This is a genomic window from Aeromonas sp. DNP9 (assembly GCF_001728955.1).
Lineage (GTDB): Bacteria > Pseudomonadota > Gammaproteobacteria > Enterobacterales > Aeromonadaceae > Aeromonas > Aeromonas veronii.
Genome location: NZ_LYSQ01000006.1, coordinates 56,365 through 80,114 on the forward strand (window position 1 = coordinate 56,365; position 23,750 = coordinate 80,114).

The 23,750-nt window shown below is 61.3% G+C and carries 24 protein-coding genes; 20 read left to right on the plus strand and 4 right to left on the minus strand.

Annotated features, from left to right (window positions below; all coding sequences use genetic code 11):
• Positions 1-291: 291 nt before the first annotated feature.
• From A9G06_RS22245 to A9G06_RS05630, 5 genes are all read left to right on the plus strand, one after another.
• The gene (locus A9G06_RS22245; RefSeq protein WP_162838752.1) at positions 292-462 is read left to right on the plus strand and encodes a hypothetical protein; all 171 of its coding nucleotides are present in this window, start codon (positions 292-294) and stop codon (positions 460-462) included.
• Between the two features lie 518 nt (positions 463-980).
• Entirely contained in the window at positions 981-2,297 is a 1,317-nt protein-coding gene (locus A9G06_RS05615) for a 2-hydroxycarboxylate transporter family protein (protein ID WP_069554540.1), read from the plus strand.
• Between the two features lie 23 nt (positions 2,298-2,320).
• Complete coding sequence (locus tag A9G06_RS05620) at positions 2,321-3,871, plus strand: NAD-dependent malic enzyme (RefSeq protein WP_069554541.1); 1,551 nt, start codon at positions 2,321-2,323, stop codon at positions 3,869-3,871.
• 17 nt (positions 3,872-3,888) lie between these two features.
• Positions 3,889-5,457: a sensor histidine kinase gene (locus A9G06_RS05625; protein WP_069554542.1), complete on the plus strand. Its 1,569-nt coding sequence runs from the start codon at positions 3,889-3,891 to the stop codon at positions 5,455-5,457.
• Positions 5,458-5,460: 3 nt separating this feature from the next.
• Complete coding sequence (locus A9G06_RS05630) at positions 5,461-6,156, plus strand: response regulator (protein WP_005338420.1); 696 nt, start codon at positions 5,461-5,463, stop codon at positions 6,154-6,156.
• Between the two features lie 81 nt (positions 6,157-6,237).
• On the opposite strand, the gene A9G06_RS05635 is transcribed toward A9G06_RS05630, so the two are convergent.
• The gene (locus A9G06_RS05635) at positions 6,238-7,137 is read right to left on the minus strand and encodes a DMT family transporter (RefSeq protein ID WP_069554543.1); all 900 of its coding nucleotides are present in this window, start codon (positions 7,135-7,137) and stop codon (positions 6,238-6,240) included.
• A gap of 233 nt (positions 7,138-7,370) precedes the next feature.
• Between A9G06_RS05635 and A9G06_RS05640 the strand changes: the two genes are divergently transcribed.
• Entirely contained in the window at positions 7,371-8,156 is a 786-nt protein-coding gene (locus A9G06_RS05640) for a helix-turn-helix transcriptional regulator (protein WP_069554544.1), read from the plus strand.
• Between the two features lie 80 nt (positions 8,157-8,236).
• Here A9G06_RS05640 and A9G06_RS05645 read toward each other — a convergent pair whose 3' ends face one another.
• Entirely contained in the window at positions 8,237-9,754 is a 1,518-nt protein-coding gene (locus A9G06_RS05645; protein WP_042079825.1) for an aldehyde dehydrogenase family protein, read from the minus strand.
• A gap of 236 nt (positions 9,755-9,990) precedes the next feature.
• Here A9G06_RS05645 and A9G06_RS05650 point away from each other — a divergent pair, with 236 nt between their 5' ends.
• The 11 genes from A9G06_RS05650 (at position 9,991) to A9G06_RS05700 (ending at position 19,984) form a co-directional block, all read left to right on the plus strand.
• A complete protein-coding gene (locus tag A9G06_RS05650) occupies positions 9,991-11,670 on the plus strand; it encodes a sigma-54-dependent Fis family transcriptional regulator (RefSeq protein WP_069554545.1) in 1,680 nt (559 codons plus the stop codon).
• Positions 11,671-11,800: 130 nt separating this feature from the next.
• On the plus strand, positions 11,801-12,211 hold the full coding sequence (locus A9G06_RS05655) for a VOC family protein (RefSeq protein ID WP_021229136.1): 411 nt from the start codon (positions 11,801-11,803) through the stop codon (positions 12,209-12,211).
• Positions 12,212-12,312: 101 nt separating this feature from the next.
• Complete coding sequence (gene phoB / locus A9G06_RS05660) at positions 12,313-13,002, plus strand: phosphate regulon transcriptional regulator PhoB (protein WP_005338414.1); 690 nt, start codon at positions 12,313-12,315, stop codon at positions 13,000-13,002.
• A gap of 8 nt (positions 13,003-13,010) precedes the next feature.
• Positions 13,011-14,306, plus strand: coding sequence for a phosphate regulon sensor histidine kinase PhoR (gene phoR, locus A9G06_RS05665; protein WP_021229135.1), 1,296 nt, complete (start codon positions 13,011-13,013; stop codon positions 14,304-14,306).
• A gap of 178 nt (positions 14,307-14,484) precedes the next feature.
• Positions 14,485-15,459, plus strand: coding sequence for a phosphate ABC transporter substrate-binding protein PstS family protein (locus A9G06_RS05670; RefSeq protein ID WP_005338411.1), 975 nt, complete (start codon positions 14,485-14,487; stop codon positions 15,457-15,459).
• Between the two features lie 181 nt (positions 15,460-15,640).
• Positions 15,641-16,447, plus strand: coding sequence for a M48 family metallopeptidase (locus A9G06_RS05675; protein WP_005338409.1), 807 nt, complete (start codon positions 15,641-15,643; stop codon positions 16,445-16,447).
• The gene (locus tag A9G06_RS05680) at positions 16,435-16,941 is read left to right on the plus strand and encodes a GNAT family N-acetyltransferase (protein WP_005338408.1); all 507 of its coding nucleotides are present in this window, start codon (positions 16,435-16,437) and stop codon (positions 16,939-16,941) included. The genes A9G06_RS05675 and A9G06_RS05680 overlap by 13 nt, the downstream gene beginning before the upstream one ends.
• A 108-nt stretch (positions 16,942-17,049) precedes the next feature.
• A complete protein-coding gene (locus A9G06_RS05685) occupies positions 17,050-17,952 on the plus strand; it encodes an ROK family protein (protein WP_069554546.1) in 903 nt (300 codons plus the stop codon).
• 41 nt (positions 17,953-17,993) lie between these two features.
• Complete coding sequence (locus tag A9G06_RS05690; RefSeq protein WP_069554547.1) at positions 17,994-18,719, plus strand: copper homeostasis protein CutC; 726 nt, start codon at positions 17,994-17,996, stop codon at positions 18,717-18,719.
• Positions 18,720-18,869: 150 nt separating this feature from the next.
• Positions 18,870-19,481 (plus strand): FKBP-type peptidyl-prolyl cis-trans isomerase, encoded by a 612-nt coding sequence (locus tag A9G06_RS05695; RefSeq protein WP_005338405.1) that lies wholly within the window; start codon positions 18,870-18,872, stop codon positions 19,479-19,481.
• A gap of 188 nt (positions 19,482-19,669) precedes the next feature.
• A complete protein-coding gene (locus A9G06_RS05700; RefSeq protein WP_033135134.1) occupies positions 19,670-19,984 on the plus strand; it encodes a DUF2845 domain-containing protein in 315 nt (104 codons plus the stop codon).
• A gap of 52 nt (positions 19,985-20,036) precedes the next feature.
• On the opposite strand, the gene A9G06_RS05705 is transcribed toward A9G06_RS05700, so the two are convergent.
• Entirely contained in the window at positions 20,037-20,255 is a 219-nt protein-coding gene (locus tag A9G06_RS05705) for a DUF1107 family protein (RefSeq protein ID WP_005338403.1), read from the minus strand.
• A 203-nt stretch (positions 20,256-20,458) separates the two neighbouring features.
• On the opposite strand from A9G06_RS05705, the gene yfcD reads away from it, so the two are divergent.
• Positions 20,459-20,941 (plus strand): NUDIX hydrolase YfcD, encoded by a 483-nt coding sequence (gene yfcD, locus A9G06_RS05710; RefSeq protein WP_021229132.1) that lies wholly within the window; start codon positions 20,459-20,461, stop codon positions 20,939-20,941.
• Positions 20,942-21,024: 83 nt separating this feature from the next.
• Here the strand turns inward: yfcD and A9G06_RS05715 are convergent, their stop codons facing one another.
• Complete coding sequence (locus tag A9G06_RS05715) at positions 21,025-21,951, minus strand: phenylacetate--CoA ligase family protein (protein WP_069554548.1); 927 nt, start codon at positions 21,949-21,951, stop codon at positions 21,025-21,027.
• A gap of 155 nt (positions 21,952-22,106) precedes the next feature.
• Here A9G06_RS05715 and A9G06_RS05720 point away from each other — a divergent pair, with 155 nt between their 5' ends.
• Positions 22,107-22,580 carry a peroxiredoxin gene (locus A9G06_RS05720; protein ID WP_069554549.1) on the plus strand — a complete coding sequence of 158 codons (474 nt, stop codon included), beginning with the start codon at positions 22,107-22,109 and terminating at the stop codon, positions 22,578-22,580.
• 126 nt (positions 22,581-22,706) lie between these two features.
• Positions 22,707-23,675 carry a calcium/sodium antiporter gene (locus A9G06_RS05725; protein ID WP_069554550.1) on the plus strand — a complete coding sequence of 323 codons (969 nt, stop codon included), beginning with the start codon at positions 22,707-22,709 and terminating at the stop codon, positions 23,673-23,675.
• Positions 23,676-23,750 lie beyond the last annotated feature (75 nt).

Consider the following 23,750-nt stretch of genomic DNA (forward strand, 5'->3'; position numbering starts at 1 on the left):
TCCTCAATGTACTTAGCCTGCTAAGTATCATACTTGTTTAGCAGGCTAAGTAAATAGTGTGATGCGGATCATGTTTCTGGTCGGATCTTTCGCTGGTGCGAGTTGGCAGCATTCGAGACCCTGATATTATTCTCGAGGCTAATCCACTCGAGGCTCTCTTGCCGATTCGGATATTGCGCCGTGAATGGAGGATATCCGGCAGTTATTTTCATGAAATTTTCAGCTTCAGCGAGCGGCGCTTTTTTTATCCGCTAATATTGATGTGGTTATAAAACAAGGGGGAAACGGGTTGTGGATGGATATGACAGTGGATGTGTGTATCTGGCAATTGAAGCGCTGTTGAGTGATGGAGAATATGGTGCAGAGTCACACCATGGCGTGAATCGGGAAGGCGCTATCAGAAGTACCGATATCAGTCATGATTTTGACCCCGCCAATATTCCATTGCTGTTGGCAGAATAGACCTGACCGTGTGTGATCCTTGTGAGTTCAAGCCAGTGCTCTGGTATTCGCTGGCTTGACTCATCACTATTTCAATCTCCCCTTTTTGCATCTTTCTCCTCACCCTTTTTCATCGTACGTGCTTCCTGCTCGCTGACTTAAACCCTGATGTGGCATGCCGTGGCACTCGCATCATGGCGATGATGCTACCCGCTGATTATCACTCACAGGATCTGTGGAGATAAATGGTCGCAGAGCTTGTCATCTGGCTCTGCTATTTCCCCGAAGGGGGAGAGATCATCACATCGTTATTACTGCTGATCACCCAAATATCCACCATTGGGCTCGCTCGTTTTATCGCCCAATTTCCTGGTCGAGCAGGGCATCGGTGGTCGGGGGTTCTATTGTGCAGCACGCGTTGGCGGCACCATGATGTTTAAGTTTTTAATGTTTTTATATGGCTTTGCAGTCTGGCTAACCGACAGGGGCGAGGGGGATCAATAAAGTAGCGGCCACAATTACACGCAGAGTACATAACAATGAAAAACCTCTTACCCCTACAAACCACACAAGAAAAGGCCGCCTTGATGGGCGGCCAACAAATTGCCGGTATGCCTCTCTTTATATTTCTGGGGCTGGCGACCTGTGTTCTCTTTTCCGGCTGGAATGGCTCGCTGCCGCTGGGCATGGTCGGTGCGTTGGCGCTGATGTTCGTGCTGGGCACCCTGCTGACCGAGCTGGGTGAGCGGATCATGCCGATCCGCGAATACCTGGGGGGCGGCACCATCCTCGCCATCTTCGGCGGTGCCGCCCTGTTTGAATATCAGTTGCTGCCGGTGCAGGCGGGGCAGGTCATCACCAACTTCATGAAGGAGGGGGGCTTTCTCAACTTCTTTATCGCCAGTCTGGTGACCGGTTCGGTGTTCGGCATGAGCGGCGCGCTGCTGAAAAATGCCGCCATGCGCTACCTGCCGGTCATTCTTGGCGGCGTCGCACTGGCGCTGCTGAGCGTGGGGTTGGTCGGCTCCCTGATGGGGTATGGCTTCAAGAATGCGGTGTTGCTGATCGGCCTGCCCATCATGGGCGGTGGCATGGGCGCCGGTGCGGTGCCCCTGGTGGAGATCCTCTCCGGCCCGATGCAGATGTCCAGTGCGGATCTCTTGTCGCGCATGGTACCGGCGGTGGTGATCGCCAATACCCTGGCCATTCTGGTGGGCTCCCTGCTGGCGCGCCTTGGTCGCCGTTATCCCTCCCTGACTGGCAACGGCAAGCTGATGGTCAAAGAGAATAGCCAGAGCATTGCTGACGAGCAGGCCGAAGCGCCGACCCTGCAGAGTCTGGGTATGGGCCTTTTCATCAGCTCCAGCATGTTTGTGCTGGGTTCCCTGCTTGGCAACTTTATCCCCATGCACCCCTTCGCCCTGATGATCCTGGCGGTCGCTTTTATCAAGGTGAGCGGCCTGCTGCCGCGCCGTTATGAGCAGGCGGCGGCCGACTGGTATCAGTTTGTGGTGAGCAACCTGACCCCCTCCCTGCTGGTGGGGATCGGTGTCGCCTACACCAGTATTCCGGAACTGATCAGTGCCTTCTCCATCAGCTACTTCGTGCTGGTCATGGTCACCGTGATCGGTGGCGCCCTCGGCGCGGCGCTGGTGGGCCGGATGATCGGTTTCTATCCCATCGAGGCGGCCATCACCGGCGGGCTCTGCATGGCCAACATGGGCGGCACCGGCGACGTAGCCGTGCTCTCGGCGGCCCAGCGGATGAAGCTGATGCCCTTTGCCCAGATATCCTCCCGTCTTGGCGGCGCCGTGATGCTGATCCTGGCTACTGCTCTTATCTCCCTGCTCGCCTGATACCGGATTGAGGAACAAACAAAATGAACGACATCATGATGGGCACCAGCCTGCCCTATGCAGAACGCAAGCGTCAGGGCGTGCGGGGGCGTATGCCCCACAAGGAGGAGTCCCTCTCCCAGCAGCGGCGCCGGATCTATCGGTTGGTCAGCGCCATGCAGAGTCCGTTTGACCAGCATCTGCTGCTGCGCCAGCTGCAAGAGGACAATCCGGTGCTCTTCTACGATCTGGTGCGCCACCACCTGCCGGAGCTGCTGCCGATCATCTACACCCCGGTGGTGGGGGAGGCGTGCCAGCGCCACAGCGATCTCTATCTGCGCAGCCACGGGCTCTATCTCTCCTGGCATGACAGGGACGATCTCGACGACATCCTCGAGTCGGTGGAGCAGGAGGTGGATGTGATCGTCATCTCCGATGGGGAGCGGGTGCTGGGGCTCGGCGATCTCGGTATCGGCGGCATGGGGATCTGTATCGGCAAGCTGGCGCTCTACTCCGCTGCTGGCGGCATCAATCCGGCGCGCACCCTGCCGCTCTGTGTCGATGTGGGCACCAACAACCCCGAGCTGCTGGAGGATGACTCCTACCTCGGCTGGCAATCCCCGCGTATCGACGGCGAGAGCTACTACCACTTTATGGACAAGGTGGTGGCCGCTATTCGCAAGCGCTGGCCCCAGGTGGTGCTGCAGTTTGAAGACTTTGCCGGCAAGCATGCCGCCAACCTGCTGACCCGTTATCGGGACGAGCTCTGCATGTTCAACGACGATATTCAGGGCACGGCGGCAGTCGCCTCCGCCTGCGTGCTGGCCGGGTTGCAACAGGCGGGGACCGCCCTGTGCGATGCCCCGGTGCTGATCGTCGGGGCGGGCTCTGCCGGTTGCGGCATCGCCGCCATGCTGGCCCAGCTTGCGGGGAGCCACGATGGCGTCTGGCTGTTTGATCAGGACGGAGTGGTCTGCAGCGATCGTCCCAACCTGACTCGCGCCCAGCAGCCGTTTGCCCGCGCCGTGGAGGAGGGGAGCAGTTCGCTGCTGGAGACCATCCGCCAGGTGCGCCCGGCGGTGCTGATCGGGGTGAGCGGTCAGGGCGGCCTCTTTACTGGCGAGGTGTTACAGGCGATGGGGGAGGTGTGCGATCAGCCGGTGATCCTGCCACTCTCCAATCCGACCCGCAGCGCCGAGGCCACCCCCGAGCAGGTGTGGGCCGCCACAGATGGCCGCGCTTTGCTGGCCACCGGCAGCCCCTTTGCGCCGGTGACGGTGGCTGGGGAGCGGCGGGTGGTCTCCCAGTGCAACAACGTCTATGTCTTCCCGGGGATTGGCCTCGGAGCCTGCGCCGTCAAGGCGCGCCGCATCAGCGATGGCATGTTGCTGGCCGCGGTGCGGGCAGTCGGCGCCTATCCGCTGGTGGCGGGCCGGCTGCTGCCCCCCATCGAACAGGTGGGAGAGGTGGCCCGCGCCGTCGCCAGAGCGGTGGCGCTCTGCGCCCGCGAGGAAAGATTGGCCGATTTTGTCGGCGATCCGGCACCTTTGATTGACCAGACCTGGTGGCATCCGCACTATTGGGCAGCGTCCTGACGTTTTAAGGTATGTGCATGAAACTTCGCCACCAGTTGGTCACCCTCTCTCTCGGGCTCTCCCTGCTGCTGATCCTCATTCTGGGCAGCCTGCTGGCTCTCTTTATCCGTCATCTGCTGGAGAGCAACCTGCAGGATAAGGGGAGCGATCTGGCACGGGTCATGGCGGCCGATACCCGGGTGGTCGAGGCCCTGCGTCAGGGGAGTGATCCTACCCTGCGCGACTATGTGGAGGCGGTCTGCAACCGCACCGATGCCACCTATATGGTGGTGACCGATGAGCATGGTCGCCGCCTCAGCCACCCCAACCCCGAGCTGGTGGGGCAGAAGTTTCGCGGCGAGGATATCTGGCCCGCGCTGCAGGAGCGGCGCAGCTACTGCTCCAAGGATCGGGGCACCATGGGGCCGGCGATCCGCTGCTTCTCCCCTGTGGTGGGCGGTGACGGGCGCGTCATGGGGGCCGTGGTGGTGGGCTACCTGATGCAGCAGGTGGAGGGCATCTATATGGAGCGGGTGGCCCTGCTCATCAGCGCCATAGTAGCGGTGCTGGGGTGTGGTCTGCTGCTGGCGCTCTGGGTGCAATACCTGCTGCGCAAGACCCTGCTCGATCTGGAGCCGGAGGCGATCGTGCGTCGCTTCACCCTGCAGGATCTGGTGCTGGAGCACATCACCGAAGGGGTCATCGCCCTCGATAGTCGCGGCAACATCAACATGATCAACAGCACCGCCAGCTATCAGCTGCGGCTGCCGGTCACCGGGCGCCACGCCCTGCAAGGGCAGTCGCTGGCGGAGCTGGTGCCGCCCCTTGCCCCCTGTCTGGAGCAGGAGGGTGGGGAAGTGAGCTTCACCATTCAGGGAGAGTCCTTCGTCGGCCGCTGGCAGGCGGTGCAGGGCAAGGGGCCGGGGCGGTTGCTGATCTTCAGCCGTCCGGAGGTGGCCGCCAGTCTGGGGGTGCAGGTGACCCATCTGCGCCAGTATGCCGAGATGCTGCGGATGCAGAGCCACGAGTTCGCCAACAAGCTGAGCAGCCTCTCCGGCCTGTTGCAGCTGGGCCATGTGGATCAGGCGGTGGAGCTGATCCAGCAGGAGAACGAAGCGTGCCAGACCATGCTGCAGGAGCTGCTGCGGCTGATCGACAACAAGCCGGTGGCGGGGCTTATTCTCGGCAAGTTCAGCCGGGCCCGCGAGCTCGGGGTGACCCTGGAGCTCGATCCCGATTCGGCGCTGGCGGAGTATCCGGCCTCGGTCTCAGCCGATCTCATCACCCTCATTGGCAACCTGCTGGATAACGGCCTGCAGGCGGCCTGGCGCAACCGCCAGCAGCGGCCGCCGCGGGTGCTGCTCTCCCTGTGCGATGTGGGGCGGCGGCTGGTGATCGAGGTGGAGGATAGCGGCGAGGGGGTCGACGAGGAGTTGGCCGATCATCTGTTCGATTACGGGGTGAGTCGCCAGAGCGGCGATCACGGGGTGGGTCTGTTCCTGGTCAAGGAGACCGTGGGTCGGCACGAGGGTGTGATAGAATGGCGGCGAACCGCCGAGCAGACCACCCTGTTTGGTATCTACTTGAATAAAAACCAATTAATGTGAGCCATGGACCCAATAATCACGCTTGTTATTGAAGATGACGATCGGATCGGTGCCATCTTGTCAGAACTGGTAGCGGCGACACCCGGTTTCTCCCTGCTGGGGCGGGCCGGCACCCTGGCCCAGGCCGATGCCATGATGGCTGGTGTGGTGCCCCAACTGCTGCTGGTGGATGTTTCCCTGCCCGATGGCTCCGGCCTTGAGTGGGTGAGCCGCCTGCGCAGCCACAACCGCGAAGCCTATGTCATCATGGTGACCGCCTCGCGGGATGTGGAGACCATACAGCAGGCCCTCAATCTGGGGGTTCATGACTATGTCATCAAACCATTGCGGCTGTTTCGCATCCAGCAGAGTCTGGACGAGATCCTGCAACTGCACAGCCGCCTCTGCGAGCGGGGTCGTCTGGAGCAGGAAGATCTCGACAAGCTGCTGGGCAAGGGAGGGCGCTCTCAGATCAAGGAGATGCGCGTCACTCCCAAGGGGATCGACAGCATCACCCTGCGTCAGGTGCTGGATCTGCTGGCGGGCGAGCCGGAGAACGTCTTCTCCACCGACACGGTGGCGCTGCGACTCTCCCTCAGCCGCACCACGGCGCGCCGCTATCTGGAGTATCTGGAGTCGGAAGACCGGGTCGATGTGGATCTCAACTATGGTCAGCGGGGGCGGCCGGAGCGGCGCTACCGCTGGCGCCGGGCGGGGTGAAGTCGGTTCACCGTCGTTAGAGCACGATAGAAATGAACAAGGGAGCCAGCGGCTCCCTTGTTGTTTTTTGCATGTTGCCCGTCAGGCCGCATTGCGTTCCGGCAGTGGGACACGCTTTTTCAGCTGGGAGATCATCACGCCTCCCAGAATAAGCCCGCCACCCAGCAGGTGGTAGCCATGGATCGGTTCCCCCAGGCCGACGACGGCGATCAGCGCCGTACAGAGCGGCATCAGGTTCATAAAGACCGAGGTGCGCTCTGCCCCCATGCAGGCGAGGCCGCGCATCCAGCAGTAAGCCGCCAGCAGGGAGGAGGCGAGCCCGGCGAAGAGCACCAGTCCCCACCCTTCGGCCGGCACTGCCATCGAGTCGGCGCTGAGGGCGAGTGGCACCAGCAGCAGTACCGCCAGCAGGATCTGCATGTAGAGGTTGAGCCAGGGGCCAAACGGCAGGTGCCAGCGGCGGATCAATAGGCCGTAAAGGGCGTAGCTGGCGGAGCCCAACAACATCATGCCATCCCCCGGGTTGATGCCGTTGTGGAGCAGGGCAAGCGGTTCGCCCTTGCCAAGCAGCCAGAGCACCCCGAACAGGGAGAGACTCATGCCGAACAGTGCCTGTTTGCCGGGACGCTGGCCGAAGAAGAGCGCCCCTTGCAGCAGGGTGAGCAGCGGAATCAGGGAGCCGATCACCCCCATATTGGTGGCCGAGGTGCTGTGGGCGGCGTAGTAGGCCAGACACTGGTAGAGCACCATACCGAGGGCCGCCAGCACCAGCAGCTTGCCGAGCCAGGGGCGAACCTCACTGCGTCGCCGCCAGAGGGTGGGCAGACAGAAGGGGGTCAGCGCCAGGGCGGCAATCACCCAGCGATAGAAGGAGATAGCCGCGGGGTCGAGCACGCTGGCGGCCGCCTTGGACACCACGGTATTGGTAGCCCAGATCAGCACAGCCATCAGCGGAAAGAGAAGAGGGGAAAAGATTCGCATCAGAGGCTCCTTATTAACAGGGGGCCAAGTCTACCCTTGTCTTTATATTATCAAGTAGCGTAAAACAGACAGATGACCCAGCGGAAAAGACAACTCTTTCTGATGCACCTTATTCCGGCCCATACGGACTGCGTCTGCCCGCAACTGATGGCTGCTTTTGGCCTGTGCCGGAGACCGAGCCAACAGGGCGTTGTATCAAGCCTGCTCCTCTCTCTCGCTGACAAGGGGCGCTGATGGCCACTCACCACTTTCAGCCGGTAGATGTCGTTCTGCCCGCTCCCAATCCGCTCTATTTCAGTTACCAGCAGATGCTGGCCGACAGCGCGACCGTGCTGCACTCCCACCCCTGGGGCCAGCTCAACATGATCAGCCTGGGGATCATGGAGATAGAGCTGGGGGATCAGCGACTGGTGGCCCCTGCCGACTATCTTATCTGGGTACCGGCGGGTCTCGACCACACCTCCTACAACGAGCAGACCCTCGACTACACCTCCATCTACGTCAGCCACGAGCTGGCGGCCAAGCTGCCGCCAGAGCCCAGATTGCTGCTGCTCACCCCACTTATTCGCGCCCTGCTGAGCGACTTTTGCGAACGGCGGGTAAGCCATATGGCGGATGAGTGGGATCAGCGCCAAGCCGAGCTACTGGTGGAGCGACTGGCGCGCACCCGCTGTCAGGAGAGCTACCTGCCGATGAGTCAGGACAAGCTGCTGGCTCCCATGCTGGCGGCGTTGCACAGCGATCCTGCCGATCCCCGTACTCTGGCTCAGTGGGCCGGACAACTGCACACCACAGAGCGCACCCTGGCGCGGCGCTGCCTGCGGGAGTTGGGGATGAGTTTCGGTCAGTGGCGGGCGCGGCTGCGGTTGCTCAAGGCGCTGGCCTGGCTCAAGGGGGACATGCCCATTCAGGAGATCAGCTGGCGGCTCGGTTACGGCTCCACCTCGGCCTTTATCGCCATGTTCAACCGGGAGCTCGGCTGCTCCCCCCAGCGTTATCGCCAGCAATCGGGCAGATAACTAATCGCCGGACATGTCATCTGGTAAAGCAAAACAAGAAGGGCGCCCACAGGCGCCCTTTCTGATGACATCTGCTTGCGCTAGAAGAAGCCGAGCGGGTTGATGTCGTGACTCACCAACAGGTTCTTGGTGTTCTGGTAGTGGTCCAGCATCATCTTGTGGGTCTCGCGGCCGATCCCCGACTTTTTGTAACCGCCAAAGGCGGCGTGTGCCGGGTAGGCGTGGTAGCAGTTGACCCAGACCCGGCCAGCCTGAATGCCACGCCCCATGCGCCAGGCCAGATTGCTGTCGCGGGTCCACAGGCCTGCCCCCAACCCGTACTGGGTGTCGTTGGCAATCGCCAGAGCATCTGCCTCGTCCTTGAAGGTGGTGACCCCGAGCGCCGGCCCGAAGATCTCCTCCTGGAACACCCTCATCTTGTTCTGGCCGGAGAAGATGGTGGGCTGGATGTAGAATCCCCCCTCCAGTCCGCTCACCTTGGCCGGACCGCCGCCGATCAGCATCTTGGCCCCTTCGCCGCGGCCGATCTCCATGTAGCCCAGGATCTTGTCGAACTGCTCGCGGGACGCCTGCGCCCCCACCTGAGTGGCGGTATCGAGGGGGTTGCCCTGCACTATGGTGCGAGCACGGGCCAGCACTCGGTCCATGAAGTCGTCATAGATGCTGGCCTGCACCAGCGCGCGGGAGGGACAGGTACATACTTCCCCCTGGTTGAAGAAGGTCATCAACATCCCTTCTACCGCCTTATCGATGTAGCTGCTCTCGTGCTGCATCACGTCGGCGAAGTAGATATTGGGGGACTTGCCGCCCAGCTCCACGGTGGAGGGGATCAGCTTGTCGGCGGCGCAGCGCAGGATATGGGCGCCCACTTCGGTCGAACCGGTGAAGGCGAGTTTCTGGATCCGGTTGCTGGTGGCCAGCGCCTGACCTGCCTCGGCGCCGAAGCCGTTTACCACGTTGACTACGCCGGGGGGCAGGATGTCCTTGATGAGATCCATCATCAGCATGATGGTGACCGGGGTCTGCTCGGCGGGCTTGAGCACGCTGCAGCAACCGGCCGCCAGCACAGGGGCAAGCTTCCAGGCAGCCATCAGCAGCGGGAAGTTCCACGGGATGATCTGACCGACCACGCCGATGGGCTCCTTGAAGTGGTAGCTGACGGTGTTCTGATCCAGCTCGGCGGCCGAGCCCTCCTGAGCGCGAATGCAGCCAGCGAAGTAGCGGAAGTGATCCACCACCAGCGGCAGGTCTGCCGCCAGGGTTTCACGCACCGCCTTGCCGTTCTCCCAGGTTTCGGCGATGGCGAGTCGCTCGATGTTCTGCTCGATGCGATCGGCGATGCGCAGCAACAGGTTGCTGCGCTCGGTGACGCTGGTCTTGCTCCAGCTGGTGAACGCCTTGTGGGCGGCATCAAGCGCCAGCTCGATATCGGCGGCGTCGGAGCGGGCGACCTCGCAGAATACTTTGCCATCCACCGGCGAGATATTTTCAAAGTAGCGGCCGGCGCGCGGCGCCACCCACTCACCACCGATGAAGTTGTCGTAACGGGACTTGAAGCTGACCAGGGCACCTGCCTGACCGGGAGCGGTATAAATCATCTCATCATCCTTTATGTATGTGATCCTGACCGGACTGGCTGACAGACCGGTTGCCAGCTGATATCGCAAGGGGCGTGCCAAAGGGTCTGACCAGCAGGCAAAAGGTTACAAAAACGTTACAAAGCGGGGTATGGCAGCGTATCTTGGTTAACCAATGACCACGGCTATTGCGATAAAACTGTACCGTTTCTGGACAGTGGCCGAGACAGTCGTGCTGTTTGTGAACAGGAGGCGTGATGAGTGAGTCACTTCAACCCGGTCCCGGTCCGATCCAGCGTTCCTGGCAGCGCTGCCTGCATCAGGGGCTGAGCCGCCAGCAGAGTGCCGATCTGGACTTGCTGCCCCAGGGGGAGCTGTCGGCCCGTCAGGAGCAGCACAGGGCGCTGATCGCCTGCTTCCAGCGCTTCGTGCTGCCGCTGTTTGCCCAGTTGCTGGCGGGTCGCCCCTGTCGCCTGTTGTTGTGTGACGGTGAGGGGGCCATTCTGGCCGCCAGTGGTGATGAGGGGTTCGCCCGCCATGCCGAGCGTATCTTTTTGCGCAGTGGCGCCCGCTGGGGGGAGGCGAGCAAGGGTACCAACGCCATCGGTACCGCGCTGGCCGAGCAGAGCGAAGTGCAGGTGCTAGGCAATCAGCACTTCTTCGCCCAGCACAGCTTCCTCAGTTGCAGCGCCAGTCCGTTGCTCGGGCCGAATGGGCAATTACTCGGGGTGCTCGATATCTCCACCGATGCGGCCCATCACGATGGCGACATGCTGGGCACGGTGCGGCTGTTGGCCATGACCCTCGAAAACGCGCTGTTGGCACGCCAGCCGGGCTGGCTGGTGGATCTCGATCCCCAGAGCCTCTGGTCCGCTCGCCTGTTGCTGGGAGAGGAGGGGGAACTGCTCGGCGCCAACCGGGCAGGCCGACTCTGGCTCGGCCAGCACCCTTTCGACGGCAGGCAACTGCTGCGCGAGGGGCGTGGCTTGCGGCTGGTGCCAGAAGCGGACGCGACACCGGCCACCACCGCGCTGCCGGGTCACTCAAGCCCAGTGCCACATCCGCAGCAGGTGCCGCTCAAGATGCTGGAGCGCGGCATTTCGCTGCTTATCGAGGGGGAGACCGGCAGCGGCAAGGAGCATCTGGTGCGGGCCCTGCACCGAGCGTCGAGTCGGCGGGAGCAGCCACTGGTGTGCGTCAACTGTGGCGCGTTACCAGCAGATCTGGTGGAAGCCGAGCTGTTTGGGTATGTAGGCGGGGCCTTCAGCGGTGCCCGCAGCCAGGGCAGTCAGGGTTATCTGCGTGCAGCCCACGGCGGCATGCTGATGCTCGATGAAATTGGCGAACTGCCGCTGCAGGCTCAAACCCGACTGCTGCGGGTATTGCAGGAGCGCAGCGTGACGCCGGTTGGCAGTCACAAGCCGGAGGCGGTGGATTTCTGGCTGGTCAGTGCCAGCCACCGGGATCTGGCGGCCATGGTGCAGAGTGGCGCATTTCGCGAAGACCTCTATTACCGGATCTGCGGCTGGCGCCAGCAGCTGATGCCGCTGCGCCGTTGGCCTGCCGCTGAGCGTCTGGGGCTGATCCAGCGACTGTTGGCGGAGATGGACCCGACCCTGCGTCTGACCCGCGATGCGGAGCAACAGCTGCTGGCCCATCCGCTGCCCGGCAACGTGCGCCAGCTCAAGCAGGCACTGGAAGTGGCCTGTGTGCTGGCAGAGGGGTTGGGTTGGATAGAACCCGCCCACCTGCATCTGCCCAATGTGGCCACAGAGCCCGGCGCCTTGCCGATGGGGGAGGCGACCAGCTTGCGTGAACAAACCCGGCGGCAGGTGCAGCAAACGCTGGCGGCATGCAGCGGCAATGTGAGCGAGGCCGCGCGCCAGCTGGGGATCAGCCGCACCACCCTCTACCGGACGCTGCGCGAAGCCCCTTGAGTGCTCACTCCCCCTCATCGGTCGTTTTCAAGACGCACATGACGACTGGAGCCCTGCCCATCCAGCCGATATGATGCGCCCTTGCTGGGGGCATTGCGCCCGTTGACTCATCCGTTGAGGATTTTCTGCCATGTCACAACATATAGGGGCGTTGACCCTGCTGGTGGCTGATTACGATCAGGCCATTCGCTTTTTTACCGAGGGTCTTGGCTTTGCGCTTTTGGAGGACACTCGGCTCGATGAACCGGGCAAACCGGGCAAGCGCTGGGTGCGGGTTGCCCCCAAAGGTGCCTCCGGTTCTGCACTGCTGCTGGCACAAGCGGCCAATGCGCAGCAGCAGGCCGCCATCGGCCAGCAGGGCGGTGGCCGGGTATTTCTGTTCCTCGAGACCACTGATTTCTGGGGGGATTACCAGCGCATGCAGGCGTACGGTGTTCATTTTTGTGAACAGCCCCGCGATGAACCATATGGCACCGTGGTGGTATTTGAGGATATTAGCGGCAACCGGTGGGACTTGTTGCAACGTACTGCTGCCAACTGAATCTGAAAACGTTTATCATCCCGCCTGTCATAAAGTCATAAAAGTGTCACAGAAAATTCTAATAATTGGCGCACCCATCTTCACAGAGGAGAGAGAAGGGAATGGCTAAGCGAATTCTGGTGGTCGAGGACGAAGCACCGATCCGCGAAATGCTCTGCTTCGTGTTGGAGCAGAAGGGATATGAGACGATTGAAGCGGAAGATTACGCCGATGGACTGGCGAAGGTGCGCGAACCCTACCCCGAACTCATCGTGCTCGACTGGATGATGCCGGGCGGCAGTGGCATCCAGTTTATCAAGCAGCTCAAGCAGGATGAGGTGACGCGCCAGATCCCGGTGGTGATGCTCACCGCCCGCGGTGAAGAGGAGGACAAGGTGCGTGGTCTGGAGGCCGGTGCCGACGACTATATCACCAAGCCGTTCTCGCCCAAGGAGCTGACCGCTCGCCTCCATGCGGTGATGCGCCGCGTGTCGCCCACCTCGGTAGACGAGGTGATCGAGGTGCAGGGGCTGAAACTCGATCCTGTCTCCCACCGGGTCAGTGCCGAAGAGAAGGCGCTCGACATGGGGCCGACCGAATTCAAGCTGCTTCACTTCTTTATGACTCACCCCGAGCGGGTCTACAGCCGTGAACAGCTGCTCAATAATGTCTGGGGTACCAATGTGTACGTCGAGGACAGAACCGTGGATGTGCATATTCGTCGCCTGCGCAAGGCGATTGAAGAGACAGGGCACGACAGATTGATCCAGACGGTGCGTGGAGCCGGATACCGCTTCTCAACCCGTCTCTAGAGGCAGTTATGTTGCAACCTTACGCCTGGCGGCGACAGTTGTGGCGAATGGCGTTTTTTTACGCCCCCTTCGCATTGGTTGGCTGGTTGATTGATCATCTTGCCCTCTGCCTGTTGGTGGCGGCGGTGTTGCATCTGGGCTGGCACTATCGCTTCCAGAAGCGGCTCTCTGACTGGTTGTGGCACGACCGCAGTCTGGTGCCCCCCAGCGGCAATGGCAGCTGGGAGTACATCTTCAACGGTATCTACAAGTTGCAGCAGCGTCACCGCGCCCGCCGCCGCGAGCTGGCGGGGCTGATCCGCCGCTTCCGGGAGGGGGCCGAGGCGCTGCCCGATGCCGCCGTGGTGTTTCGCACCGATGGCAGCATCCTCTGGTGCAACCGGCTGGCGGAGCAACTGCTCGGTTTTCGCTGGCCGGAGGATGCCGGCCAGCATATCGGCAACCTCATTCGCAATCCGGCCTTTAACGCCTATCTGGGCAAGGGGGCATATGACGAGCCCCTCGAGATGCACTCCCCAGTCAATGAGGAGAAGTTTCTCGAGTTTCGCATCATGCCCTACGCCTCGGATCAGGCGATGCTGGTGGTGCGCGATGTCACCCGCTTGCGCAGTCTCGAGAAGACCCGCAAGCACTTCGTCTCCAACGTCTCTCACGAGCTGCGCACCCCGCTGACCGTGCTCAAGGGCTATCTGGAGATGACCGAGGAGCCGCCCCCGCCCGCCATGTGGGCCAAGGCGCATCGGGTGATGATGGAGCAGACCATCCGGATGGATAATCTGGTCAATCAGCTGCTCACCCTCTCCCGTATCGAGGCGGCCCCGACCGTGGATCTCTCCCATCTGGTGGACATGCCTGCCATGCTGGGGCTGCTGGAGCAGGAGGCGCGGGCGCTCTCGGGCGAACGGGCCCACCAGATCGAATTTGTGGTGCAGCCCAATCTGCTGGTACGCGGGGATCAGGAGCAGTTGCGCAGTGCCGTCTCCAACCTGGTCTATAACGCCATCCACTACACCCCGGCGGGGCGAAAAATTACCGTGGAGTGGCGCAAGCAGGGGGCGATGGCGCTGTTTGCCGTGAGTGATGAAGGGGAGGGGATTGCCCCCGAGCATCTGGCGCGGCTGACCGAGCGGTTCTATCGGGTCGACAAGGCACGCTCGCGCCATACCGGCGGCTCAGGCTTGGGCCTTGCCATCGTCAAGCATGCCCTCAGTCATCACGACTGCCAGCTCGATATCGAGAGTCGGGTTGGCCTTGGCAGCCGCTTCAGCTTTCTCATTCCGAGCCGGATGGTGGTGATTAAATAGTCTTTTATGGCAATGAGTTAGCTGCAAAAAGAGGGCCTTTGAACGGGCCCTCTTTTCATTTGTTCAAATCTGTCGTCATGTCATTAAAGTGTCACATTAGATCCATAAATTTGTCACTGCCAGGTCAGATACTGGCGCCGTCTTAAGAACGGACCTTCTGTAACTTTGGAGAGATTGGATGAAACTCAACAAACTGGCTGGTGTAATCGGATTCACCGCAGCAACCCTGTTTTCTGTCAGCGCCCTGGCTGCCGGTGTGGATAAAGACCTGCCGGATTACACACCGACCAGCGGCATTTCGGGCAACCTGTCCTCTGTCGGCTCGGACACCCTGGCCAACATGATGACCCTGTGGGCCGAAGAATTTAAGCGTTTGTACCCCAACGTCAACGTGCAGATCCAGGCCGCCGGTTCTTCTACCGCCCCTACTGCCCTGACCGAAGGTGTTGCCCAGTTCGGCCCGATGAGCCGTGCCATGAAGGCCGGTGAAGAGGAAGCATTCGAGAAGCGTTACGGCTACAAGCCGACTGCCATCCGCGTTGCTGTCGATGCCCTGGCGGTGTTCGTCAACAAGGACAACCCCATCAAAGGGCTGACCATGCCGCAGATCGACGCCATCTTCTCCAGCACCCTCAAGTGCGGCGAAGCCAAGGCTGCCACCAAGTGGTCTGATCTGGGTCTGGACGGCAACTGGTCCAGCAAGGATCTGCAACTGTTCGGTCGCAACTCCGTATCCGGTACCTACGGTTACTTCAAGGAGCACGCCCTGTGTAACGGCGACTTCAAGAGCGGCGTGAACGAGCAGCCGGGTTCTGCCTCCGTGGTGCAGTCTGTCTCTGCCTCCCTGAACGGCATCGGCTACTCCGGTATCGGTTATGTCACCTCCGGCGTGCGTGCGGTACCGCTCTCCAAGGATGGCAAGACCTTCATCGAAGCGACCTCCGATAACGCCATCACTGGCAAGTATCCGCTGTCACGCTTCCTGTACGTTTACGTGAACAAGCATCCGAACAAGCCGCTCTCCCCGATGGAGCAAGAGTTCGTCAAGATGATGCTCTCCAAAGCAGGCCAGAACATCGTTGCCAAAGATGGCTACGTGCCGGTGCCGGCCAAGGTGGTACAGGCTGACCTGAAAAAGCTGGGTATCATGTAACTGCCTACAGTCAGCATGCCCTGATAAAACGAGCCCCAAGCGGGCTCGTTTTGTTTTTGGCGGCTGTCAGTTTTGTTAATAGCGCAGGATGGATATTTTTCCGCCAGCCGGGGGCTGGCTCCCTTGCGCAGCAGGGCGGCATTTCCGAGAATAGGGCAACGTTATGGCAAAGGATCCCTTCATGATTGCGTCCCTCACCAAGTTTGGCATGGTAGCCCTCTGTAGTTCCCTGCTGGTCGCCTGCGCCCAGTCGCCGACCGGCCGCAGCCAGATGCTGCTCTACTCTCCCCAGCAGATGAACCAGCTGGGCGCTGACTCCTTCGAGCAGATGAAAAAGCAGGAGAAGGTGAGCAAGGATGCCAAACTCAACGCCTATGTCTCCTGTGTCGCCAAGGCGGTGACCGCCCAGGTGCCGGCCAGCTATGGCATCACCAACTGGGAAGTGGTGGTGTTTGACTCCAAACAGGTCAACGCTTTCGCCCTGCCCGGCGGCAAGATTGGTGTCTACAGCGGTCTGCTCAAGGTGGCCAAGAATCAGGATCAGTTGGCGACCGTCATCGGCCACGAGTTGACTCACGTACTGGCCCAACACTCCAACGAACGACTCTCGCGCAGCCAGCTGGCGGGGATTGGTCTGGCGGCTGCGGACATTGCCATGGGCACCAGCGAGTATCGCGGCGCCACCATGGCAGCCCTTGGCCTCGGGGTCGAGGTGGGGGTGATGCTGCCCTATGGCCGCACTCAGGAGAGCGAAGCGGATCGGCTGGGACTTGAGCTGATGGCGCGTGCCGGGTTCAATCCGGCCGAGGCGATCCCCCTGTGGCAAAACATGAGTGCCGCCGCCGGTGGCAACACCCCGCCGCAACTGCTCTCCACCCACCCGAGCAACGAGAACCGGATCGCCGAGTTGCAGGCGCAACAGGCGCAAGTGTTGCCGCTCTATGAGCAGGCCCGCGCCAACGGTCTGGTGCCCCAATGCAAGGCATAAGCCTGCGCATGGCGCGCAGCGATGATGCCGCCGCCATGACGGTGATGCAGCGAGCCAGCTGGCTCGCTGCCTATGGTCAGGTGCTCGGCGCCGACCTGCTGGAACAGCTCGATGTCACCGCCCATCTGCAGATTTGGCAGAGCCGTCTGGCCGAGCCGGGCCCAAGGCCCATGCTGCTTTGTCTCGATGAGGTGGTTATTGGCCTGCTCTACTGGCAACCACAGCAGGAAGCGGGGCAGAGCCATGCCCTGATCCGCGCTTTTTACCTCCATCCCGACCACTGGCGACAAGGTTATGGCAAACGGCTGTGGCAGGCGGTGGCGATGCAGATGCGCCGCGCCGGTTGCCATAGCGTCAAATTGTGGCTGCTCGATGGCAACCACATCGGTGAGGGATTCTACCTGCGCCGCGGCTTCGTCTTTGATGGCGAGGAGCGCACCCTGATAAGCCTCGGGCAGCCCTGCCTGCAGCGACAAATGAGCCGTTTGCTCTGATCACTCTCCCGTTTTTCGCCTTCGGTCACTTTATTTTTTTTGCGAATTAATACAATGTCCCCCTTGGAACAGAGTTGGATAAACACGGGCTGACAAGGGAGTGCTGGCATGTATTACGGCTTTGATATCGGTGGCACCAAGATCGCCTTTGCGGTCTATGACGGTGCATTGAACCTCTGCCACGAGGAGCGCATGAGCACCCCGGGCAATGATTATGAGGGGCTGCAGCAGCTGATCCGCTCCCGGGTCGAGCAGGCGGATGCCCGCTTCGGCGCACTGGGCTCGGTCGGTATCGGTTTTCCCGGTGTCATCAACAGCCAGGATCACAGCATAGTGGCGGCCAATCTGCCCTCCATCAATGGTCGCCATTTGGGCGCCGATCTGGCCGAGTTGCTGGAGCGACCGGTCAAGGTGGATAACGACGCCAACTGCTTCCTCTGGTCCGAAGTGCATCAAGGGGCAGCCGACGGCGCAGGCAGTGCGCTCGGCGTCACCATCGGCACCGGCATCGGCGGCGCCGTCTATCTGGCGGGCAAGCTTATTCAGGGGCGCAACTGGCTGGCTGGCGAGATTGGTCACTACCCCTTGCCCGCGACCATGCTGATGAAGTACCCCGAGTTGCCCCGTCCCCGTTGCGGCTGCGGCCGTCTGGTCTGTTTTGAAACCTATGCCTCCGGCACCGGTCTGGAGCGTCTCTATCATCATTTCCATGGCCAGCGCGCCACGGGTCACCAGATTGTGGGACGCTTCGAGGCCCATGAACCCCATGCGGTCGAGACGGTCGACTGCTGGCTGGAGATCATGGCCGCCGGGCTTGCCACCGCCATTTCGGTGATTGATCCCGAGGTGGTGGTGTTGGGGGGCGGCCTGAGCGGCCTGCCCGCCCTCTATGAACAGCTGCCGCTGCGTCTGCCCGGTCACTTGCTGCCCGGGGTCGCCCTACCCGAGATCCGCCAGGCCCGCTTCGGCGGTGCCGGTGGTGTGCGCGGCGCAGCCTTGCTCAATCTATGAGATCAGATGTGGGGTCTGATCTCCCCGAAAAAGGAGTCCTCATGACCCGTCTTGAAATCTGTATCGACAACCTGGAATCCCTCTTCACCGCCCAGCAATCCGGGGCGGATCGCATCGAGCTCTGCTCTGCGCTGGGTCTGGGCGGCTTGACCCCATCCTACGGCTTTATGCAGCAGGCAGCCCGCCACGCCAGCGTGCCGGTTTATGCCATGATCCGCCCGCGCGCCGGGGATTTTTGCTTCAACGACGGCGAGTTCGAGATGATGCTGAAAGATATCGCGGCCGCGCGCGCTGCGGGGCTGCAAGGGGTGGTGGTCGGTTTGCTGGATGAGGAGGGGCGGGTGCCTGCCGCCAGGCTCAAACAGCTGGTGGATGCAGCAGGGCCGTTGGGGGTCACCTTCCATCGCGCCATCGACCTCTCCTCCGACTGGCGCCTCGATCTGGAGACCATAGTTGCTGCAGGTTGCGAGCGCATTCTGAGCTCGGGCCATGCGCCGACCGCGCTGGCAGGGCTGGAGACCCTGCAGGAGATGCAGCAGGCGCTGGCGGGGCGTGCCAGCCTGATGCCGGGCGCCGGGGTCAATGCCGACAACGTGCGTACCATCATCGAGTTCACCGGGGTGAGCGAAGTGCATATGTCCGGCATGGGCTGGCGCGGTGGCATGGTGCCGCACGGAGTGAATATGGGCACTTCGGATGATGGTCGGGTCAATATCACCGATGGCGCCAAGGTGGCTGCGGTCAGAGCCTTGCTGGATCGCGGTTAAGCAGATCGCCGCCGTTGGGCGGCGTTCATCCGCATCTTGTGTGAAGTTCCTCCCACTGACGGGGAAATCAGGGGCGCCCCCGGCAGCACCCCGGCCAAAAGTCTGATATTATCCCGCCTCTTTACTACATGGATCTGGAGCAACATCTCAATGTCCCAATACGACTCTATCGAACAGAAGGCCAGCTATGGCATCGGCCGCAACATGGGTGATCAGCTGGCGCAGCAAGCCTTCGCCGGTCTGGATATCCCGGCCCTGCAACAAGGTCTGGCAGATGCCCTGAATGGTCTGGAGTTCGCGGTCAGCCGTGACGATATCAATGATGCCTTCCAGGTGATCACTGCGCGTATGCAAGAAGAGCAGGAAGCCGCCGCCAAGGCCGCCGCTGCTGACGGCGAAGCCTTCCTGGCTGATAACGCCAAGCGCGCTGAAGTGAAAGTGACCGACTCCGGTCTGCAGTACGAAGTGCTGGTTGAAGGCAACGGTGCCGTTCCGGTAGCCGGTCAGTCCGTGCGTGTGCACTACCACGGTACCTTCACCCACGGTGGCGTATTCGACAGCTCCGTCGCTCGCGGCCAGCCGGCTGAATTCCCGGTGACCGGCGTGATCGCTGGCTGGGTTGAAGCGCTGCAGCTGATGCCGGTTGGTTCCAAGTGGAAGCTCTACATCCCCCACGATCTGGCCTACGGTGCCCGTGGCGCGGGTTCCATCCCGCCTTACTCTGCACTGGTATTTGAAGTCGAGCTGCTGGACATCCTGTGATCCTGCTGGCTTGATGCAAACGGCGACCCTCGGGTCGCCGTTTGTTTTTGGGTTATGTGATAGACATCATTTGTCGCGACCAGCGGGCTGGAAAGGAGGAAAGGGCGGCTCTTTTGCGCTTTTTACTGGTTTTTTCAGAAACGGGAACAGGCATACTGCGACTCATTAGAGAGGATAAGGAGAACCCGATGAGCAAGAAGATGAAAAAAGTAGCGGGGCTTGCTCTGTTGCTGCTGAGCATTCCGGCCAGTGCCGATGCCATGCGCTGCAAGAACGCCCTGATCACCGAGGGAGACACCACCGCCGAGATGCTGCTCAAGTGCGGTGAGCCGATGTTGCGTGAAGAGCTCAACCGCAACGAGGAGAACCAGTTTGGCAACATGGTGCAGGTCAAATATGGTGAACGCTGGACCTACAACTTCGGCAAGAACGAGTTCATGCGCTTTGTGACGGTGCGCAACGGCATCATTACCGATATCGAAAACGGCCCGCGCGGCGAGTAGCCGGCGGGCAAAGCATGGATGCACAACAGACAGTAGGGCAAGACCCTTTGACTCACATGTCCGGCAAGGGGTCGCGGTGACCAAGTTGTCTGACCGCCAGATTGATCTGGCGAGCCAGTCTTAGCCGCTGGCGGCAGGTCAGGCCATGGAGGCTGATCCTGCCCGCATTGAATTCAAATGTCCCCAGCGACTCGATGGCAAAATAGCCTCGATGAAAGCTCTTGATGTAGCGAGCGATCTGCCGTGGGGATAACTGCTTGAATACCTTCATCACACGGTTCCCTGATTGCCTGGACAGGGCACACTATGGTGTCGGTCGATGACACTGATATGACGGTTTATAAAGATTTGCATGAATCCTTATTTTGCCAGTGAGTTCGGCAAATTGACGGCGTCATCGAAAAAGTTGTGCCATGGCAAACCACTGCACCGATATACTGCGGGCTTGAATGGAACAAATAAAAGGGCCTGTGCGTGGAATGGGTTGATGTGGTGGACGGGAATAACCGGGTGATTGGCGTGGCCGAGCGAGCCAAGGTGCGGCGGGAGAATCTCTGCCATCGCGCCAGCTATATTCTGGTGCTCGACGACGCGGATCGGATCCTGGTGCAGCGACGCACCCTCAGCAAGGATTTCTGCCCCGGTATGCTGGATGCCTGCGCCGGTGGCGTGGTCACCACCGGTGAGGAGATGGAGCGCTCCGCCCGGCGCGAGTTGGCCGAAGAGCTGGGGATTATGGATGTTCCTCTGCAGGGCTTTGGCAGCTTTTATGCAGAAGGGGAGGGCTACCGGGTCTGGGGCGGCCTCTTCAGTTGCCGTTATCAGGGGCCGCTGCAGTTGCAGGCCGAAGAGGTGAGCGCGGTGCACTGGATGAGCCTGGCCGAGATTGCCGAGCGCGCCAGCGAATTTACCCCTGACTCCCTGCTCGCCATCGCCACCTGGCAGGCAAGGCGCTGACCAACTTCATATATTCTCTTCTCCAGAGACAAGACGGGCAGCCTGATGGCTGCCCGTCTGCCTTTGTGCATTTACTGGGTCTGCTACACCAGCTTGAGGCGCCGATTGGTGCGCCCGCAAGCGCTCTGCTTGGCGAGCCAGTGCCCCTGCCAGTCGGTGGCCAGACGTAGTAGGGGATACTCCAGATCGAGTCGGGTCACCACCAGCTGGCCTGTTTCATCGCCACTCACGGGATTGCCGCTGGCGGGATCGATGATCTCGACGATGCAGCTCTCATTGACGATAAAGCCCTGACCGGGCTGACTCTCGTAGGCCACCACCCCCACATCCTGCCACACCAGACAGTTGAGGGCCGCAATGCCGTGAATGGCGCGCAGTGGTGCCGTTTCGGGATGGGTTGCTTCGCACAATAGGGCGTGGCGCAGCGAGTCGCTCGGGATCTCCGCAGCCTCGGCCGCTTCCAGCAGGTCGAGCAGGGTCACCAGCGGGCCGACATAGCCGGTGGGTTGATAGCGCAGCAGTGCCTCCAGCTGGCGCTGGGTATCGTGGGGCCCGCAGGGCACCACGGGGGCGCCCAGCTGGCGGGCGCCGTTATCGAAAATAAAGGCGGTGGGGCCGGCGTGATAGTCGTGGCCGTTGAGCATCACTTCCCCCGCCTTGAAACCGGCGGCAAACAGCGCCCGGGCGGCGCCCCACCAGTCTGCCCCGGCATATTCGGGGATGGCCAGCTGGCCCGGACAGGAGAAGACCCGCAGCGCTTGACTGGCGGGGCGGCCGGTGAGACCGGCAAAGGGGGGATGAGCCTGCTGGGCGGCAAAGAGTTCTTTGCTGTCGAGCAGTGGCAGGGTGGCCAGCTCTGCCAGATCCTCGAGGCGGCACTGGCGATAGGCGCTGGAGTAACCGGCGCAGTATTGACTGACATGGGTAAGCTGATGATTGAGCTGGTCCAGTTGCTGCTGTTCGCGCATGGTGGGGGGACGAATTTCCAGACCATCGTAATAGTGTTGCATGGGGCCTCCTGGCGCCGTGAAACCAGCTCAAGAGTAGTCTGCCCAAGGGGAAAATGCCTGCCGTTATCCATGGTCAGGCTCAGAGCCGCTGTTAGGCGACATCGTCACTCTGGGATAAACTGGCGACTTCCCATCACGACTCAGGACGAGAAATCATGATTGCTGTAGGACAACCCCTGCCTGCTGGCGAATTTACCTTTATCACCGCCGAGGGCAAGCAGCTGCGGGATAGCCAGACGCTGTTTGCCGGTAAAAAAGTGGTGCTGTTTGCGGTACCCGGCGCTTTTACTCCTACCTGCTCCAATGCCCATCTGCCCGGCTATGTGGTGCTGGCCGATCAGTTCATGGCCAAAGGGGTGGATGCCATCTGTTGTCTGTCGGTCAACGACGCTTTCGTGATGCGGGCCTGGCAGACGGCCCAGAATGCCGAGGCGATCACCATGCTGGCGGATGGCGATGGCAGCTGGACCCGGTCGCTGGATCTGGCCAAGGATACCGGCGCCTTTGGTGGCATCCGTGCCCAGCGCTTTGCGTTGATCGCCAACGATGGTGTGGTCGAGCAGCTGTTTGTGGAGGCACCGGGCAAGTTCGAGGTCTCCGATGCCGCGAGCCTGCTGGCTGCACTGTGAAATGTTAATCACGGTTTGATTTCCCCTTGAAATGGAAGGTGGCACAGCTACACTGGCGCCACTTTCCCATGGTGCCTGCCCGTTCGGGCTGGCGCTTCGTTGCAGATAACAAGAGATGAAGATCCTATGACCCTGGCTTTTGTTGCCCTGATTGCCGGACTGGCGCTGCTGGTCTGGAGTGCAGACAAGTTTGTCGACGGTGCCGCCGCCACTGCCCGTTATGCGGGGATGCCGCCGCTGCTGATCGGCATGGTGATCATCGGTTTTGGTACCTCGGCCCCGGAGATGGTGGTCTCGGCGCTGGCGGCGTCCCAGGGCAATCCCGGGTTGGCGCTCGGCAATGCCTATGGCTCCAACATCACCAATATCGCGCTGATCCTGGGTCTGACGGCACTGATCAGCCCTATCGCGGTGGCCTCTCAGGTTGTGCGCAAGGAGATCCCGATCCTGCTCGGTATTACCCTGCTCTCCGGCGCCCTGCTGATTGATGGGCATCTGGGCCGGATGGATGCGGCCATTCTGGGGGCCGTCTTCGTTGCCCTGATGGGCTGGTCCATCTGGGCTGGCATGAATGGCAAGGGCGATGCGCTGGATACCGAGACCGCCGAGGATATCGAGAGCGAGGGGATGTCCCTCAAGAGTGCCATCTTCTGGCTGGTGGTCGGACTGGTGCTGCTGATCGGCGCTTCCCGCCTGTTGGTCTGGGGGGCGGTGACCATCGCTCAGGCACTCGGTATCAGCGATCTGGTGATTGGTCTCACCATAGTCGCGGTGGGAACCTCCCTGCCGGAGCTGGCCTCGTCCCTCATCGCCATTCGCAAGAACGAGCATGATCTGGCCCTTGGCAACGTGCTCGGCTCCAACCTGTTCAACACCCTGGCGGTGGTGGGGATTGCGGCGGGCATCCACCCGCTCGATGTGGCGCCGGAGGTGCTCACCCGTGACTGGAGCATCATGATGGGGCTGACCCTGTTGCTGCTGGTGATGTGTCTGGGCCGCAAGGGGCAGGGCCGCATCAACCGGCTGGAGGGGGGCGTGCTGCTCACCTGCTTCGTCGCTTACACCGGCTGGCTGCTGACCAGTCAGTTTATCTGATAGGGGTTGGTGAAATGAGAGAGGGGGAAGCGCAAGCTTCCCCCTCTTGTTTTGCCCAGTGAACCTGTTGGCGAG